This window comes from Pseudocnuella soli, from assembly GCF_004347775.1.
Classification (GTDB): domain Bacteria; phylum Bacteroidota; class Bacteroidia; order Chitinophagales; family Chitinophagaceae; genus Flavisolibacter; species Flavisolibacter aquaticus.
The window spans coordinates 1,372,775-1,391,322 of record NZ_CP037755.1; the positions used below are offsets into that span (position 1 = coordinate 1,372,775).

Consider the following 18,548-nt stretch of genomic DNA (forward strand, 5'->3'; position numbering starts at 1 on the left):
CTTTCTTATGCGATTGAACAACATCATTTATATATCAGCATTGGTTGCGGCCACGCTTTCCGGATGTAAAAAGGAAAGCTTTGTAGAGGCCAACACCGATGAAACCATCCTCGCAGGCATCAAGCCCGAGGAGCAGTTTCTCAATGCCGGCATCAGGGCGCACAACAGCGATTTTGAAGCCTACTACGACTTTTACCGCCGCATCATGCCTTGGATGCAACAAGCCGTTTTTCAGCAGGGCAACTCTAAAAACTTCCTCAACGACGTAGGCAATTTCAACCAGCGCTACAATGTATTTTACCCCCAACTGGGTTCGATACTGACCGATGTGCAGGTGATCATCGACAACATGCCGGCCGAGGAAAAAGCAAAGCGGGTGCACATGCGGGCCATCCCCGATATCCTGAAAGTGTACTATGCTTTTTACGTGTCCGACATCAACGGCAGCATTCCTTACTCCGATGCGTTCATGGCCCGCTATGGCGGCAACCTGACGCCGGCTTTCCAAAGCCAGCCGGAGCTGTTTAACATCTGGGATGCAAAGCTGAAAGAGGTGATCGGTATTTTAAAAACCACACCTTCAGTAACACAGGTATCATTGGGCAACAACGACCTGTATTATAAAGGCGATGCAAGCAAATGGGTAAAAGCTGCCAACGCATTGCGTATGAAAATGGCGTTCCGCCTGATGAAACGCGATGAGGCAAAAGCAAAAGCCATCATTACCGAAGTGTTGGCCGATGCCGCACAAATGGAAAACAATAATGATAGCTGGGTAATGTATGCCGACGTATCGTTCAACAACGGCGGCAACTGGGACCCTACCGGTTTCCGTGCACCCAAACCTACCGTTGATTTTATGTGGAACAATTCGGATCCCCGGATTCGTATGTTTTACCAGAAAAACAACTACACCGAGGCTAACCTGAATACGGCAAAAGCTGCAGGTACTTACCCTGCCAGCACCACCTGGAATCCACGCCAGTACGTGGGTGCACACATCAGCCCCGACTCGGCGCTGGGACAGTACCGCACCTGGTTTACCACTAAAATGGTAAACTCTTCGCTGACGCTGGATACCATTTCTTACCTGCAATACCGCATGTGGATGCCTGCGTCCAACAACGGTACGGGTAAAAATTTCTTCCCCATCATTACCTATGCCGACTATGCGCTGATGCGTGCAGAGGCCATTGCCCGCAACTATGTTAGCGGCAATGCGGAAGAATGGTACAACAAAGGTGTTGAAGCTTCCATTCGTTTTTACAGCACCGCAGCTACCAATGCACAAGTAACCGAACACACACCGGTTACTGATGCAGAAATAGCTGCATACCTGAATGCACCGGATGTAAAATTCAATGCAGCAAAAGCGCTGGAGCAGATCGCTATTCAAAGCTATCTCAACTACTACAAGCAGCCCAACGAAGCATGGGCGCTGTATAAGCGCACTGGCATGCCGAACAAGAACACAGCGCTGAGAAACGAGGACATAGTAATTGATGCCGTGGTGCGTGATATTCCACGCCGTGCATCTATTGCACCGCCACTTTCTACCGATCCCAACTATGCTACCCGCAAAGCGGCATTGGATGAAATGGCAAAAGATCCCGAGTTTGGCCAAGGCCCGAACGATGTGTTTGGCCGCGTTTGGTGGGATAAACGCTAATCCCTTTTTATAAGCAAAACTCCGGGCAGAATCTTCCGTCCGGGGTTTTGCTTTTCTCATTTTTTTACCAACCGAAGCGTGTAAATTGAAGCGGTGATGCGGGTAATAAAAACAGTGATCTTTGCTTTTGTTTTGCTGTTGGGGGCAATGCCTTCAGGGGCACAGCAATGGACCAGAGAAAGCCTATCTTTTGCCACCATTGGCCGCATGGATCTCTGGAATACTTCGGGCGGCAAGGCGCACATCAATGGCGCAGAAAAAAAGCTGCTGCTGTTTGTGCTGATCTCGCCGGAATGCCCGCTGTGCAAGAATTACAGCCTGGTGCTGAACAACCTGAATCGGGAATATGGCGCACAGGTTCAGGTGTTGGGTATTGTTCCGGGCAAAGCATATACAGGTGATACTTTGCAGCAGTTTGCAAAAGAGCACCAGATAAATTTTCCCTTGTTGATTGATACCGATATGCGGCTGTCGCAATACATGCAAGCCACCGTTACACCCGAAGTGTTTTTGGCCGACAGCACCGGTGCTATTGTGTACCGCGGCGCCATCGACGACTGGGTAGTTGGCCTCGGTAAAAAAAAGCAGGTGGCACAGCAGCATTACCTGGCCGATGCCATCAGCCAGTACCTGGATGGCCAACCGGTTGCCATTCGGTCCACAATCGCCAAAGGGTGTTTGATCAATGAATTCTAGCTTTATGAAAAGGTGCGGTCTATTTTTTTTGAGCTTGTTGCTGGTGGCATTGCTGCAACCAATAGGTGCACAGCAACCTACCTTCATCAAAGATGTGGCGCCCATCATTCATGCTAAATGCACACCCTGTCACCGCCCCAACGACGCGGCTCCTTTTTCCCTCATCACCTACGAGGATGTAGCCAAAAGAACCAAGTTTATCCGTGAAGTTATTTCCTCCGGTTTTATGCCGCCCTGGAAAGCCGATGATCATTACGTTGCTTACAGCAACAACCGATCTTTAAGCGAAAAAGAAAAAGGCGTCATCCTGAAATGGATTGATAACAAAGCGCCAAAAGGTGAAGGCAAAGAGCCCGAAGCGCAATACAAAGCATTGCTGGAAACCAATACAGCAATGGGTCGCAAGCCCGATCTCAACCTGCGTACACCAAAATCATTTACGCTGCCCGGCGACAACATGGAGCGGTTCATTGTATACCGAATTCCGTTTGAGCTGCCCGACTCAGCCAACGTGGAAGCTATTGAGTTTGCTTCCAACAACAAAAAAATTGTCCACCACGTCAACTACAGCATTCACGAAGTACCGGAAGGCATCGACATCAACGGTGGCCCCGAGATGATCAACCTGTCGGAAGGCGACCGGTCGCAATACGACGCCTACCAACCCTTTAAAAAAACGATCACTTATTATGGTGGCTGGATACCTGGTTCTTCCGGCGAAAAATATCCCAAAGGCTTTGGTTGGGTGCTGCCCAAACGCGGTGTTATTTTAATGACGGTCCATTATGCGCCTTCGGCAAAAGAAGAGCAAAGCATTTCCGGCGTCAATTTATTTTTTACCAAAACACCGGTGGAGCGCCGCGTAAAAGTCATCTCATTTGGTTCGGGCGGCATTGGCGAAAAACAGATCTTTCCGCCGCTGATGCTGATGCCGAATACGGTAAAAACATTCTCGCTTAAGATCACCAACCCCGGCGAAGATTTTTCGGTGATGTATGTATGGCCGCACATGCACTTGCTGGGTAAAAGTTTTCGTGCATATGGCATTGCACCTTCCGGCGATACCATTCGGCTCACACATATTCCGCAATGGGATTTTCGCTGGCAGGAAATATATAAGTTTAAAAAACTAGTGCACATACCACGCGGCACCCGCCTGGTTATTGAAGGCACCTACGACAACACTGCATCGAACCCGTTCAATCCAAGCAATCCGCCACGTTTTGTGATGTCATCCGGCGATATGCGGTCGAACGACGAAATGCTGACGCTGATGATGGTGTTTTTGCCCTACCGCGAAGGCGATGAACAACTTTCACTGGAGTAAAATAACGCATGCTGAACAGGCAATGTTTTATATGGCTGATGGGCATATTTGGTGCCGCTACTTCCGCACAAGCGCAGGTAAAAGGGCCCTTATTTTCCCTGATGGATCCAGAGCAGACAGGCCTCAAGTTTACCAACACCATCAAAGAAGATGACTCGTTGCATGTATTCAAATACGAATACCTGTACAACGGGCATGGCATTGGTGTGGCCGATTTTAATGGCGATGGTTTGCAGGACGTGTTTATTTCCGGCAACCGGGTGCCCAACAAACTATTCCTCAACGAAGGCGGGCTAAAATTCAGGGACGTTACTAAAGTCGCTGGTGTTGCGGGCAATGGCACCTGGAGCACCGGTGTAAGCATTGCCGATGTGAACGGTGATGGGCTCGCGGATATTTATGTGTGTCATTCGGGTAAGTACAGCGATGCACAGTTGTCCAATGAACTTTTTATCAATAAGGGTTTGCAGGGCGGTGTGCCCCACTTTGAAGAAAGTGCAAAAGCCTACGGGCTGGATGCGCCGGGCACGCAATCCACGCAGGCCGCATTTTTCGATTACGATGGGGATGGCGACCTGGATATGTTTTTACTAAACCATTCCAATCACACGTACAATCCATATTTAAATACCCGTAAAATAAGGGCCACGCCGCATGCTGGTTTTGGCAACCGCCTTTTTCGCAACGATGGCGTTGCAAACGGTGCCGCAAAGTTTACCGATGTCACGGCGCAGTCGGGCATCATCAACAACGCATTGAATTTTGGCCTGAGCGTAACCGCTAGTGACATCAACGGCGACGGCTGGCCCGACCTGTACACCACTTCCGATTACACAGAGCAGGATTGCTATTATGTAAACAATAAGAACGGCACGTTTTCGCAATCGCTGCAGCACTCATTTACACATGTTTCTAAATACTCCATGGGTGCCGATATTGCCGATTTCAACAACGATGCCCGCCCCGATGTGGTCACGCTGGATATGTTGCCGCAGGACAATTACCGGCAAAAATTATTGAAAGGCCCCGACGAATACGATGCGTATCACCTGCTGCTGGATAGCGGATATTACCACCAGCAAATGCGCAACATGCTGCACCTGAACCGCGGCGTGGATGCTGCGGGTAATGTGCGGTTTAGTGAAATAGGCCAACTGGCCGGTGTATCCAACACCGATTGGAGCTGGGCGGCATTGCTGGCCGATTTGGATAACGATGGCTGGAAAGACCTGCTGGTGACCAACGGCTACCTCCGCGATTTTACTGATTTGGATTTTTTAAAATATACTGTGGCCGATGCGCAGATGGCTTCGGTGGCAAACGGCAAACTTGATTTTAAAACATACGACCTGGTGCGGAAGATGCCGTCGAACAAGTTGGCGAATTATGTTTTTAGAAACAATGGCGACCTGACTTTTACGGATCGTAGTAAGGTTTGGGGACTAACCCAAACTGCTGTTTCAAATGCTGCCGTTTATGCCGATTTCGACAACGATGGCGACCTCGATCTGCTCATCGGCAACAACAACGAACCTGTGATGTTGTACCGCAACAATGCGGAGGCGAGTGGGCAAAACAGCTTTGTGCAATTGCAGTTAAAAGGCGCCGCAAACAACACTGCTGCATTAGGTGCAAAGGTTTGGGTGTATGCCGGTGGCAATATGCAGTTTGCAGAACAATATTCCGTTCGTGGGTACCAGTCGTCGGTCTCGCCGGTGTTGTCATTTGGTTTGGGTAGTGCTGCAATGGTTGACTCCATTATCATTCGCTGGCCTGATGGAATGCAAACAAAAATGCTGCAACTGGCTGCGGGTAAAGTGTATACTTACAACCAACAGGAAGCTACACCTGCTGCAGCTTTCGCAGCGGCAAACAAACCAATGTTTCGCGACATCACACAAACATCCGGAATCAAATTCGTGCACCGGGAAAATTATTTTATTGATTTTAAAGACGAAGTATTGCTGCCTTACCAGCTATCGAAATTCGGCCCTGCTTTGGCAAAAGGCGATGTGAACGGTGATGGTTTGGAAGATATTTTTGTAGGCGGCGCCATCGAGCAATCAGGTAAATTATTTATTCAGGGTGCAAATGGAAATTTTACAGAAAGCACAACCCAGCCCTGGCAGGGGGATGCGGCCAGTGAAGATGTAAAAGCCCTTTTTTTTGATGCGGATGGTGATGGCGATGCCGACCTGTATGTAGTGAGTGGCGGCAACGAATACGGCGATGGTTCGCCGGAGTATGCCGACCGGCTGTACCTCAACGATGGTAAAGGCATGTTTGCAAAAGCCGCCAATGCATTGCCGCAAATGTTGAGCAGCAAAGCATCGGTTGCAGCAGCGGATATCGATGCCGATGGCGACCTTGATCTATTTGTAGGCGGTGCCTCCATGCCGGGTTCGTTTCCGTTTGCGGCCCGCAGTTACCTGTTGCGCAACGATTCGAAAGTGGGCAGCATTCTATTTACCGATATTACCGAATCATGGAGCAAGCAATTGCTGCAACCGGGAATTGTTACAGCCGCCGTGTGGCAGGACCTGGATGGTGATCGTTTGCCCGAGTTGATGATTGGCGGCGAATGGATGCCGCTGCACCTGTTTCACAATAAAAAAAGCAGTTTAGAAAACATCAGCGCAAAGGCAGGTTTGGCCAACACCGAAGGTTTGTGGTCGGTGCTGGTGCCGGCCGATGTGGATGGCGATGGCGATATTGATTTTATTGCGGGCAACAGCGGGTTGAACAATCAATTCAAAGCATCGGTGGCGGAACCCATGACCATTCATGCTACTGATTTCGACGACAACGGTAGCGTGGATGCCATCACCTCTTACTACATACAGGGCAAACCTTATCCCATGGCTTCGCGTGATGAGTTGCTGGACCAGATTGTGCCGCTGCGCAAAAAGTTCGTGAAGTATAAGGACTATGCTAATGCGTCGTTGGAAAGCATTTTCCCAAAAGCAAAACTCGCCACTGCACAAAAGTTCTCGGTAACGCAGCTTGCTTCCTGCATCTTGATCAATAATGGCTCCATGCAATTTAGTTGCACGCCGCTGCCGCTGGAGGCACAGTTCTCCAAAGTCTTTGGTGTGCATGCTGCAGATATGGATAAGGACGGCAACAGCGACTTGTTGCTTGCGGGTAATTTTTTTCCTTACCGGGTGCAGTTGGGCCGCAACGATGCAGGCCTTGGTGTGCTGCTGAAAGGCAACGGTAAAGGCGGCTTTACAGCAGCAGCCAACGACGCCACAGGTTTGTTCATCGACGGCGATGTGCGCAATGCCGTTTCGGTAAAAAGCAGCAATGGCGCCACCTTGCTGATCATTGCAAAAAACAACGACGCACTGCAGGTAGTGCAAATCAACCCATGAGCAAATTCGGTTACATATCGCTGTTAGTGTTGTTGCCCATGCTTGGTTTTGCGCAGCAAAAAGGCAACAATGCTGCCTTGCTGCATCGTGCCCAAAGCGCACTGACCAAAGTAATTGTACATGATATTTTTTCGCCGCCCGTTGCCAGCCGCATTTACCTCTACGCCAGCGTGGCCGCTTACGAGGCTGCACTGCCGGCGCAGAAGCAGTATGTTTCGCTGTCGGCTTCATTAAATTCTTTTCCCGTCATTCCACAGCCCGTAACAAAAGCACCGGTCAACTACGAATTGGCCTCTGTGTATGCGTTTATGAAAACAGCCCGCCGCTTTGTTTTTTCCGAAGCTGCGCTGGATGATTCGCTGCAGGTTTTACTGAAAAAATATGCCGGCGTTGGCAAACAAACAATGGATGCTTCCCTGGTATTTGGGCAAAGGGTTGCCGATTCTGTTATCGCCTGGTCGGATAGTGATGGATACAAAGCTAGCCGCAAACTGCGGCGCTATAATTTGATTAGAGATTCGGGTAAATGGCTGCCCACCGCACCGGGTTATATGGCGGCTGTGGAGCCGCATTGGAGCAAGATGCGCACCGTGGCGCTGGACTCGGCTGGTGAATGCAAGCCCCTGCCGCCGCCGCAATTTTCCGCACTACAAACCAGCCTTTTTTACCGGCAGGCAATGGAGGTTTACCAATCACACAAAACCATGACGGCCGAACAAAAAGCCATTGCGCTGTTTTGGGATTGCAACCCGTTTTTCCTGAACGTGCAGGGCCACCTGAATTTTGCCACCAAAAAATTATCACCGGGCGGGCATTGGATGTCAATTGCGGCTATTGCTGCCCGCAAGAAGAATGCAGACCTGGCAACATCGGCTGCGGCCTATGTGCTTACTGCAGTTGCGCTGTATGACGGCTTTATTTCCTGCTGGGAAGAAAAATACCGCAGCAACCTGATCCGGCCGGAAACTTATATCAACGCATACATCGATGAACAATGGCGGCCGCTATTGCAAACGCCGCCATTCCCCGAATATACCAGCGGGCACAGTGTGATCTCGAATGCGGCCGCAGTGGTGCTGACCCATTTTTTTGGTGCTGATTTTTCTTTTGATGACGATACGGAAACCGGTTATGGCTTGCCCATCCGCTCATTTCGTTCATTTGATGCAGCAGCAAAAGAAGCGGCCATCAGCCGCCTCTATGGCGGTATTCATTACCGGGCTGCCGTAGAAAACGGGCAGGTGCAGGGTCAAAAAATTGGTGAGAAAGTGTTGCAGAAAATAAAGCTGAATGGACCAGCAAAGCTGGCTGCACACCATTAGGGCATCGGTAAGAAAAGCTTGTGTTGCAACCGCCTAATCGTAATTGCAACACAGCATTTGAATAGCAAAACAATACTTGAATCTATACAACCAGGCATGAGCACACCCTTTTCCAAACTACACGCCATCAAAAGGATGGGAGCTTACTGTTCCTTCTTTTTGCTGACAGCAACAGCCAATGCACAGCAGCCCGTTTATTTTAAAAATGCATTGGCGGCAAATGTTCCGAGCCGCTATGGCCGCGAAGCCATTTACACCGATGCACTGGCCTACCAGTTATACACCAGCCAGTTAAAAGCACCGCAGCAAGGAGCCATTTGGGGCAAGGCCGACAATGGCGCCGATATCTCCTGGCAGCCGGTTACAGCCGACAGCAACAACCGCTTGTTTTACCGCAGCACTGACCGCCGCAATCCTTTTGGTCGCAGTGGTTATATGTACCTTACCTACAACGCCGAAAAGGAAGGCGTCGCATTACTCAACATCAAAGGAAACAGTTCGCTGTTTTTCAATGGCGAGCCGCATACCGGCGACCCTTATTCTTCGGGGTGGATGTATATACCGGTAAAGTTGAAAAAGGGCCTGAACGAATTGTATGTGCGGGGCATCATGGTCACGGCGTATCTTTCGTTTCCTGCCAAACCCGTTCTGTTCAATACCGGAGATGCAACGCTGCCGCACATAAGGCTGGGCGGCAATAATACGGCCCTGCAGGGTGCAGTAGTCGTGATCAATACTTCGGAAAGGGCTTTGAAAGGCTTGCGCATCAGGAGTGTTGTTGCAGGCCGCGCAGCAGTTACGGAACTGCCGGAAATTCCAGCAAGAACTACCCGCAAAGTTGCATTCAACTTTGACGGCAGCGCAGCAACCAGTGCCGGAAAAGTAGCCTGCGCTTTAACCTTGCTGCAAGGCACAAAAAGCATCGACGACGCAAAATTGCAAATAGAAACAGCTGCGCCAACCGATAAATACAGCGTAACATTTACCTCCCAGATTGATGGCAGCCTGCAATATTATGCCGTGGCACCACAGTCAGGCACAACCGGAAAAGGCAGTGCACTGTTCTTTTCGGTGCACGGTGCCGGCGTAGAAGCAATAGGACAGGCAAGGGCATACAAATCGAAAGACTGGGGCAACCTGGTGGCGCCCACCAACCGCAGGCCACGTGGTTTTAACTGGGAAGACTGGGGCCGCCTCGATGCGCTGGAAGTATTGCAATTGGCAAAAACGCAATTCAAACCCGATCCGCAACAGGTGTATTTAACTGGCCACTCCATGGGCGGGCACGGCACCTGGTTTTTGGGTGCAACCTACCCCGACAAATGGGCGGCCATTGCGCCATGTGCGGGCTATCCTACATTGAAAGGTTACGGCTCTGCCGATGGATTGATCCCCGACAGCAGCAGCATCCCTTTAGAACAGGTATTGTTGCGCAGCGGCAACCAAAGCGATGTGATCAAACTGGCGCAAAATTATAAGCCGCTCGGTGTTTATATTTTTCATGGCGACTCGGACCGCACCGTGTCGGTTGATTATGCACGGCAAATGCGCGAAGTGCTGGGCGATTTTCATACCGACCTAAGCTATTACGAATACCCCGGTGGCAGTCATTGGTTTGGCGACCACAGCGTGGACTGGCAGCCTATTTTCGATTTCTTTAAATGGCACCAGCGCAAACTGGATACCGCTGTTAACATCATTGATTTTACAACGGCAAGTCCCGGTATTTCTGCATCGTATTATTGGGCATCGGTGCTGCAACAACAGCAGCCATTGCAATACAGCCGGCTTCAATTAAATCGCAATAGAAACAACAATACCATCATCGGCACTACCGAAAATGTGCGGCTGCTACAATTTGATCTGAAAGACTTTGGTGCCGGTGCCGCGGTGAACATTGCGTTGGATGGTAGCAATGCCATAACCTACAACACCCGCAGCGCTGCAGACAGTATTTGGCTGGTGCGTGATGGCGGAAGCTGGATGCTGGGTGCAAAACCAGGCCCCGAACAAAAAGGCCCGCACCGCTACGGCACGTTTAAAGACGCCTTCAACAACAGGATGGTTTTTGTGTACGGCACATCGGGTACAAAAAAAGAAAATGAATGGGCATATAACAAGGCACGCTACGATGCCGAAACCTGGTACTATCGCGGCAATGGTGCCGTTGATATAGTAGCCGATAAAGACTTTGCATTGGCCCGTTATAAAGACCGCGGTGTGATCCTGTTTGGCAATAAGACAACCAACAGGGCATGGAACCAGTTGCTGCACGACAGCCCGATCCAGATGGAGCGCAACAGCATCAAAGCCGGTGGCAAAACATGGCAGGGCGATGATTTGGGCGCATATTTTGTGTGGCCCATCAAGGCCTCCAATATAGCCTCCGTGGCTGTAATTGGTGGCACTGGTGTAAAAGGAATGAACGCTGCCAATGCCAACCAGTACTTTGCCGGCGCCAGCGGCTTCCCCGACTTTATGATCTTTAGTTTGGACATGGTGCAGCAAGGCGCCGCAGGCTTGAAATCGGCCGGCTTTTTCGATCACAACTGGAAGCTAGATGAAAGCAATATGGTGCTGGGCAAATAAGCACACCAACAATCACAAAAGTTTTTTACACAGGAATATATCGACATGGCTTTTACAAGAACAATAAGCAAACTGCTTTGCGGCTCCGCATTGATGCTGCAATTGCAGGCTGGTGCGCAGCAGAATGTTCACCCGCAATCGGCTGCATACGAGTGGCCTACCGATCCGCAGGTGCGGCAAAAACTGAATCAATGGCAGGATCAGAAATTTGGGATGATCATTCATTGGGGGCTGTATGCGGTGCCCGGTATGATCGAATCATGGGCACTGTGTTCGGAAGACTGGATTGAACGCGACAGCACCATTTCGTACGATGATTTCAAACAATGGTACTGGGGTTTGCAAAAAGATTTTAACCCGGTAAACTTCAACCCCGAAGCATGGGCCAAAGCCGGCAAAGATGCCGGCATGCGTTACCTGGTGTTTACCACCAAGCACCACGACGGCTTCAATATGTTTGATACAAAGGAAACGGACTTTAAAATTTCTGCTGGCCCGTTTAAGAACAATCCCAAAGCCGATGTTGCCAAGCATGTATTCAACGCATTCCGCAACGAAGGCTTTATGATCGGGGCTTATTTTTCAAAACCCGACTGGCACAGTGAATATTACTGGTGGCCCAAATACGCCACTGCCGATCGCAACAACAACTACGACATCCGCAAGCATCCGTGGCGCTGGAATCAATACAAACAATTTACGCATAACCAGATCCGTGAGTTGATGCACAACTATGGCAAAATGGACATCCTGTGGCTCGACGGGGGCTGGGTACGTCCGCTGGAAACCGTGAACGAAGAAGTGCTTTCCTGGGGTGCCCGCATCCCCGAATGGAGCCAGGATATTGATATGCCCAGGCTTGCCACTATGGCCCGCCAGGCGCAGCCGGGGCTGCTGATTGTTGACCGCACCGTGCATGGTCCGTATGAAAACTACCAAACGCCGGAACAGCGTGTTCCCGACAAACAAATACAGCATCCCTGGGAAAGTTGTATGACACTGGGCGGCGCCTGGGGCTATGTTCCCGGCGACCAGTTTAAATCGGCTACCAAAGTGGTGCACACGCTGATTGAAATTGTAGCAAAAGGCGGATCGCTGCTCCTGGGTATTGGGCCAAAAGCCGATGGCACTTTACCTGAAGATGCCGTTGCACGTCTGCAGGAAATTGGTAAGTGGATGGACAAAAACGGCGCTGCTATTTACAACACCCGCATCACCGAAAAGTACGCTGAGGGGCAAACTTATTTTACCCAAAGCAAAAACGGCAACACACGTTATGCGCTGGTGTGCCTGCCCGAAGGCAAGCCAGCACCACAGTCTGTAACATGGGAAAGCCATGTGCCGAAAAGGGGCTCAAAAATCAAGCTGCTGCAAACCGGCGAAAACCTGAAGTGGACCATGGATGGAGGTGAAGTAAAAGTGCAATTGCCTAAATCGATTACGGCCGGGGGCGAAGCGCTGCCTGCACTTGCATTTGCTTTTACACCCGCATCCTGATCGCCCACTAAACAACAATCAACATGAGGAAATTATATACACTGTTGTTGCCGGTTTTGCTGTTTGCCGCATGCAAGCCAGCACTGCAAACAACAGCTACAAGCGCCAGTGTTGCAGCGCCTGCACCCCTGCTGCCCCTGCCTTCGCAAAAGCAACTCGACTGGCACCGCATGGAGCTCACTGCATTCATCCATTTTACCACCAACACATTTACTGGCCTGGAGTGGGGTTATGGAAATGAACAGCCATCTGTTTTTAACCCGGCGCAGGTAGATGCTGCGCAATGGGTACAAACATTGAAGGAAGCGGGTTTCAAAGGCGTCATTCTTACAGCCAAACACCATGATGGTTTTTGCCTGTGGCCCAGCAAATTCACTGAACATTCGGTGAAGAACAGCCCGTGGAAGGGGGGCAAGGGTGATGTGGTAAAAGAACTTGCAGAAGCTTGTAGAAAGGAAGGTCTGAAGTTCGGCGTATATCTTTCGCCTTGGGACCGTAACCGGGGGGATTATGGACAGCCATCGTACGTAGAATATTACCGCAACCAGTTGAAGGAATTGTTCACATCATACGGACCCATCTTCGAAATGTGGTTTGATGGAGCCAATGGTGGCGATGGTTATTATGGCGGTGCCAACGAACGCCGCCGCATCAATGGCGCTACGTATTACGATTGGCCCACTACGCTGAATATGGTGCGTGGCCTGCAGCCCAACGTGGTGTTTTTTAGCGATGCAGGACCGGATATTCGGTGGGTGGGCAACGAACGGGGCGTGGCCGGCGAAACGAACTGGAGCATCATCAACCCCGATACGTTGTATGCGGGTAAAGCGGGTATTGAAGGCTTGCTCAACACCGGATCGGAAGACGGCACGCATTGGATTCCCGCCGAAGTAGATGTGTCCATCCGCAAGGGCTGGTTTTATCATGCGGAAGAAGATAGTTTGGTAAAATCGCCGCAACGCTTGTTTGATATTTACCTCTCTTCTGTTGGCCGCGGATCCAATTTGTTGCTCAACGTGCCACCCAATAAAGAAGGTCGTTTTCATCCCGCAGATGTAGCATCGTTGCAGGGCTTTAAAAAATTGCTGGATGCATCGTTCAAAACAAACCTCGCAAAAGGTGCAACGGTTACTGCATCCAACACACGTGGCAACAGCAGTCAATTTGCAGCAGCTTATTTAACCGACAACAATGACGAGACTTACTGGGCCACTGATGATACGGTGCGGTCTGCATCGGTGGAGCTACAGTTAAACAGTGTGCAGCCGGTGCAGTACATCATGCTGCAGGAACCTATTGCCCTTGGGCAGCGTGTAAAAGCGTTTACCGTTTCGGCGTGGGTTAATGGGCAATGGCAGCAACTGGCAAGCGCCACTACCATTGGCTACAAGCGCATTTTAAAACTGAATGGCGTGCAAACCGACAAGCTTCGGATCAACATCACCGACAGCAAAGCATGCCCGCTGTTGTCGAGCCTGGCTATTTACTAACCAAACATTCCCCCATTTGAAGTTTTTATACAACCTGTTTACATGGCCCGTGCAATGCCGCCGCTGGAGTGCACTGATGCTACTGCTGTGCGCAGGAGAATATGCCGGTGCACAGGCTTCTTTTGCACCGTACGAAGCCCTATTTACGGAACCAAAATCGTATGTGGCGGCGTATACCGATGCACCCATTGCCATTGATGGTAAGCTGGACGAAGCCGCATGGAAAGTTGCCGCATGGACCGATCTGTTTGTAGATATTGAAGGGGCTAAAAAGCCAAAGCCGCTCCATGCCACAAGGGTAAAGATGACCTACAACGATTCGTTTTTGTTTGTAGCTGCTTATCTCGAAGAACCGCATGTCTGGGCCACGCTGAAAAAACGCGATACGATCATTTACCACGACAATGATTTTGAAGTATTCGTCAGTCCATCCAACAACGGCCACCAGTATTACGAAGTGGAGGTAAATGCGTTCAACACCATTCTGGACCTGATGATGCCGAAGCCTTATCGCAATGGCGCCAGTGCCATGATTGGTTATGATGTGTCCGACCTGCAATCGGCTGTGCAGGTGCATGGAACCCTCAACAACAGCGCCGATAAAGACGAAGGCTGGACGGTGGAAATGGCCATTCCATTTCGCAGCATTGTTGCGGGCAATACATGGCGTACACCCGCCGAAGGCGCTATCTGGCGCATCAATTTTTCAAGAGTGCATTGGCAAACCGATATGGTAAACGGCCGTTATGTAAGGAAAAAGGACAGCAAGGGAAAACTGCTACCCGAATACAACTGGGTATGGTCGCCGCAAGGTGTGATCGATATGCATTATCCCGAACGTTGGGGATATTTGCAGTTTACCCGCAAAGCGACCACAGTTTTTACAATGCCTTACAACGAGCAGCGCAGGCCGCACCTATGGCTGGTGTATTACCGGCAAAAAGCATTTTACCAAAAGCATGGAAAATATGCCAACAGTCTGCAGGACCTCAACATCGCTACACCTGATGTGGTGGTAAACGGGCAGCCGAATAAATTATCCATCGAAGCAACCAGCCGCCAGTTTATTGCTTCTATTACAGATCAACACAGCACCATCACGCTGAACAATGATGGGTTGGTGCAACAAACCGCAAAGCCATTATGACGAACCGCAGGAATTTTTTGAAAACAGGAATGCTGGCCGGTATTGCACCTTCGGTACTGACGGCGGCTGCAACTACAAGTGATATTACTGCAGATAAAAAGAAAGCATGGAAGCACTGGGTGTGGACTCGGCCTAATGCAAAAGACAATGAAGCCGACCTGCGCAAGCTGTATAAAAAATATTACGATGCAGGCATCCGCGGTATTTTCTTTGAAGCCGACGGTGAAATGCACTACCGTGCCGCGAAAGCTGAAAAGCTGGAAGCACACCGCTGGATGTGGACGATGAACCGCGGCGAACAATCATTGTTGCAGTCGCACCCCGAGTGGTATGCACAAAACCGCAAAGGTGAATCCTGTGCCGACAAGCCACCCTACGTGGGTTATTACCGCTGGCTTTGCCCGTCGCGAGAAGAAGTGGCGCAATACCTTGAAGCTGATGTACGCAATATTTTGTCGAAAGATTACATCGATGGCATACACCTCGATTATGTTCGCTACTGCGATGTGGTGCTGCCCGTAAATCTTTGGGATAACTACAAAGTGGATCAAACAAAAGAGTTGCCAGAATACGACTATTGTTATTGCGAAGTATGCCAGCAAAAGTTTAAAGCCTGGCGCGGTACCAACCTCAATGAGGTGCAGTTTCCGGAAGAAAATCTGTCGTGGCGATTGTATCGCTACAATGCCATCACCAACATTGTAAACAGGTTGGCGCTGGTGGCCAAAAGCAAAAAGAAGCCGATCACTGCGGCAGTATTTCCCACGCCGGAAGTGGCCCGTCGCAATGTGCGGCAGGATTGGGTGGCCTGGAATCTGGACGGCATTTGCCCCATGATCTATCATGGCTTTTACAAAGAGCCCGTTGCCTGGATTGGCGATGCGGTAACTGAAGGCGTGCAGGCCTTGCACCAGAAATTCCCGCTGTATGCCGGGCTGTATTTGCCCGATTTTAAAAACACTGCAGAAGTAGAACAGGGCATGACTTATGCGCTGCAAAAAGGCGCTGCCGGCATTTCCATTTTTGGTTCTGTGACAGATGATGTTTTAGATGCATTGAAAAAGGCGTCGGCTGCAACTAAGCAGTATTTATAGAAGGCGCAAACAAAAACAATACTTGTAACGACACATAAATCATTATGACCATTTTCCGTTCCATATTCCTAACCGGTTGTTGCTTCCTTGCAGCGTCCCACATTTTTGCGCAGCAAAAGGCGGGCAACACCAGTGCCGCTTCGTTAACGAAATATGTCGATCCGTTCATCGGCACTTCTTTTCACGGCCACGTATTTATGGGTGCCAATGTGCCCTTTGGCGCGGTGCAATTGGGCCCAGTAAATATGTCGCAGGGCTGGGACTGGTGCTCGGGCTATCACTACTCCGATTCCACCATTATTGGATTTTCGCATACCCATCTCAGTGGTACCGGCATTGGCGATTTGGGCGACGTTTTGATGATGCCTGCAAACGGTGCCGTAAAGCTGCGCAAAGGCAAAGCCGGCGATCCGCACAGCGGCTACTACAGCCGTTTTGATCATAAAGATGAAATTGCCAAAGCCGGTTATTATGCTGTGACATTGCAGCGCAGCGGTATTCGTGCCGAACTCACTGCATCGGAGCGGGTGGGCTTTCACCAATACACATTCGCTTCAGCCGATAACCCGCATATGGTGATTGATCTGCGCGAAGGCATTGGCTGGGATTTGGCAACCAACACATCGCTGCAATGGGTAAACGACACCACTGTTACCGGCTATCGGCATTCAAAAGGATGGGCCGAAGATCAGCGCCTGTTTTTCACTGCTGTTTTTTCAAAGAAGATCAAAGCTTTTGCACTGTATGAAGACACCGTGCTGCAAGCAGGTAAAAGTTACACCGGCAAGTTTGTAAAAGGCGTTGCACATTTCGATCTGCGCAGCGGTGAAAAGCTGCAGGTAAAAGTGGCCATCTCGCCGGTAAGTATTGAAAATGCAGCGCTCAATTTGAAAACTGAAATTCCGCATTGGAATTTTGCAGCGGTTGCAAAAGCTGCAGATGCCGCATGGAATAAAGAGTTGGGCAAAGTAAAAGTGACGAGCAGCAACGAAAGCAAGCTGCGTACTTTTTACACCGCGTTGTATCATACCATGATCGCGCCGTCGCTGTTCAATGATGTGAATGGCGATTATATGGGCACCGATAAAAAAGTGTACCGTAATGCGCCGTTTACCAATTACACCACTTTTTCCTTGTGGGATACTTACCGCGGTGCACATCCGCTGTTTACCATTTTACAACCCAAACGAACCGGTGATATGATTGCTTCGATGCTGGCCATTTACCAGCAGCAGGGCAGCCTGCCGGTGTGGCACCTCATGGGCAACGAAACCAACACCATGCCCGGCCACAGCGGTGTGCAGGTGGTGGCCGATGCTTACCTCAAAGGCATCAAAGGATTTGATACGGCGCTTGCATATGAAGCTGTAAAAGCCACAGCGATGGGCGATACACGCGGCTTAAGCTATATCAAGCAATTGGGTTATATACCTGCCGACAGCATGGTGGAATCGGTAGCGATGGGGCAGGAGTATGCCATCTCCGATTGGAGCATTGCACAAATGGCCAAACGCATGCGCAATGCGGAAGACTATGCCTATTTCAGCAAGCGTGGAAAGGGCTACCAGCAATACTTTGATAAAAGCACCAATTTTGTACGAGGCAAGCTTAATGAACGGGAATGGCGTACGCCGTTTAGCCCGTTCCTGTCGCAACACCGCAAAGATGATTTTTCTGAAGGCAACACATGGCAATACACCTGGCTGGCACCGCAGGATGTGGAAGGTTTGATGCAGCTCATGGGCGGCGAACAAAAGTTTGTGACCAAACTCGACTCCCTGTTTTTTGTGCACGGCGATATGGGCGAAGAAGCATCGAATGATATTACCGGGTTGATTGGGCAATATGCACATGGCAACGAGCCCAGCCACCACATTACCTACCTATATGCATATGCCGGGCAGCCCTGGAAAACCGCCGAAAAGGTGCGCTATATTTTGGACAGTTTTTACACTGATAAACCCGATGGTTTGATTGGTAACGAAGATGTGGGCCAGATGTCGGCGTGGTATATTTTGTCGTCGTTGGGTTTTTATCCGGCCAATCCGGCCAATGGCCAGTTTGTATTCGGTAGCCCACTTTTTAACGATGCTACTTTGCAACTGGAAGACGGAAAAACATTCCGAGTGCAGGCACGCAACAACAGCGCCGCCAACAAGTACATTCAAAAAGCAACACTTAACGGCAAGCTGTACACGAAATCGTATCTTACTTACAAAGACATCATGGCGGGCGGCGTGCTACAACTGGAAATGGGCAGCCAGCCATCTAAAACATGGGGCGTTGCACCAAAAGACCGGCCTTATTCAGAGATCCGTTAAACCCTGATTCATTCCATTT

The 18,548-nt window shown here is 50.1% G+C and carries 11 protein-coding genes; all 11 read left to right on the plus strand.

Going from position 1 to position 18,548, the window contains the following annotated elements:
• The first annotated feature begins 7 nt into the window (after window positions 1-7).
• Window positions 8-1,669 carry a SusD/RagB family nutrient-binding outer membrane lipoprotein gene (locus EPD17_RS05920; RefSeq protein WP_132052571.1) on the plus strand — a complete coding sequence of 554 codons (1,662 nt, stop codon included), beginning with the start codon at window positions 8-10 and terminating at the stop codon, window positions 1,667-1,669.
• 96 nt (window positions 1,670-1,765) lie between these two features.
• A complete protein-coding gene (locus EPD17_RS05925) occupies window positions 1,766-2,365 on the plus strand; it encodes a redoxin domain-containing protein (RefSeq protein ID WP_132052573.1) in 600 nt (199 codons plus the stop codon).
• A gap of 4 nt (window positions 2,366-2,369) precedes the next feature.
• A complete protein-coding gene (locus EPD17_RS05930) occupies window positions 2,370-3,692 on the plus strand; it encodes a cytochrome c (protein WP_132052575.1) in 1,323 nt (440 codons plus the stop codon).
• Window positions 3,693-3,700: 8 nt separating this feature from the next.
• Window positions 3,701-7,066 (plus strand): VCBS repeat-containing protein, encoded by a 3,366-nt coding sequence (locus EPD17_RS05935; protein WP_204743319.1) that lies wholly within the window; start codon window positions 3,701-3,703, stop codon window positions 7,064-7,066.
• Window positions 7,063-8,388: a vanadium-dependent haloperoxidase gene (locus EPD17_RS05940; protein ID WP_132052577.1), complete on the plus strand. Its 1,326-nt coding sequence runs from the start codon at window positions 7,063-7,065 to the stop codon at window positions 8,386-8,388. The genes EPD17_RS05935 and EPD17_RS05940 overlap by 4 nt, the downstream gene beginning before the upstream one ends.
• 96 nt (window positions 8,389-8,484) lie before the next feature.
• Window positions 8,485-10,977, plus strand: coding sequence for a carboxylesterase family protein (locus EPD17_RS05945; protein ID WP_204743321.1), 2,493 nt, complete (start codon window positions 8,485-8,487; stop codon window positions 10,975-10,977).
• Between the two features lie 45 nt (window positions 10,978-11,022).
• On the plus strand, window positions 11,023-12,474 hold the full coding sequence (locus EPD17_RS05950) for an alpha-L-fucosidase (RefSeq protein ID WP_132052579.1): 1,452 nt from the start codon (window positions 11,023-11,025) through the stop codon (window positions 12,472-12,474).
• Between the two features lie 23 nt (window positions 12,475-12,497).
• Window positions 12,498-13,967, plus strand: coding sequence for an alpha-L-fucosidase (locus tag EPD17_RS05955; RefSeq protein ID WP_132052581.1), 1,470 nt, complete (start codon window positions 12,498-12,500; stop codon window positions 13,965-13,967).
• Window positions 13,968-13,983: 16 nt separating this feature from the next.
• Window positions 13,984-15,114 carry a carbohydrate-binding family 9-like protein gene (locus tag EPD17_RS05960; protein ID WP_165929539.1) on the plus strand — a complete coding sequence of 377 codons (1,131 nt, stop codon included), beginning with the start codon at window positions 13,984-13,986 and terminating at the stop codon, window positions 15,112-15,114.
• Complete coding sequence (locus tag EPD17_RS05965; protein ID WP_132052585.1) at window positions 15,111-16,208, plus strand: family 10 glycosylhydrolase; 1,098 nt, start codon at window positions 15,111-15,113, stop codon at window positions 16,206-16,208. The genes EPD17_RS05960 and EPD17_RS05965 overlap by 4 nt, the downstream gene beginning before the upstream one ends.
• A gap of 44 nt (window positions 16,209-16,252) precedes the next feature.
• Window positions 16,253-18,529: a GH92 family glycosyl hydrolase gene (locus tag EPD17_RS05970; protein WP_132052587.1), complete on the plus strand. Its 2,277-nt coding sequence runs from the start codon at window positions 16,253-16,255 to the stop codon at window positions 18,527-18,529.
• The last annotated feature ends 19 nt before the right edge of the window (window positions 18,530-18,548 follow it).